The 855-nt window shown below is 60.6% G+C and carries 1 protein-coding gene; it reads right to left on the bottom strand.

Features of this window, described 5'->3' with window-relative positions; genetic code table 11:
* Positions 1–839: citrate:proton symporter (locus V7787_RS52850; protein WP_336095459.1), on the bottom strand; the 839-nt coding region annotated here is incomplete at its 3' end.
* Between the last annotated feature and the right edge of the window lie 16 nt (positions 840–855).

Raw genomic sequence — 855 nt, 5'->3', positions numbered from 1 at the left:
ATGCGCTCTTTCTGCAGGTCCAGCTGCGGGTAGTTGATCATCAGTGCGGCGACGAAACCGATCATGAACAGGATGGCCGCGTGCATCAGCCCCAGCACCAGCGCGGTCATCACGGCGATCACCAGCACCAGGTTCACATAGGCAAGGCGCGGGCGCTTGTGCGGGTTGTCGCCAAGGATTTCCTTGATGTAGCAATTGCCGCCACCGGACTCCAGGGCAATATTGCCGATACGCCGGCGCTCGGCACGGCCCAGCAGGTAGGCGGTGAACACGACCCATGCCGCCCCACCGATGACGGTGGGCAACATCGGAATGAAGTATTCGGTCGCATCCAGGCCGAGCGCTGCAATGGCACGGGTGGCGGGACCACCCCACGGGCTCATGCCGCTCATGATGCTCAATGACAGCATCGATACGGTCGCCAGGATCATCGGGTTCATGCCGATGCGCTTGTACAGCGGCAGCATGGCGGCGCAGGTAATCATGTAGGTCGTGGTGCCGTCACCGTCCAGCGCCACCAGCAGCGATAGCAAGGCGGTGCCGATGGCGATCTTTATCGGGTCGCCATTCACCCGCTTGAGAATCTTGCGGATCAGCGGGTCGAACAGGCCGGCGTCGATCATCAGGCCGAAAAACAGGATGGCGAACAGCAGCAGCGCGGCAGACGGTGCGACCATTTTCAGCCCATCGAGCATCATCTTGCCCAGGTCTGGCGCGAAACCGCCAACAAGGGCGAAAACAATCGGCACGATGGTCAGCGCGACGATCGGGGACAGGCGTTTACTCATGATCAGGTAGGTGAAGGTCACCACCATGATCAGGCCCAGAAGTGCGAGCATGGTTTGTTCTCTTGTT

The organism is Pseudomonas sp. CGJS7 (assembly GCF_036961695.1).
Note: the sequence above shows the minus strand (reverse complement) of the source record. Positions and strands in the feature narration are given on the sequence as shown.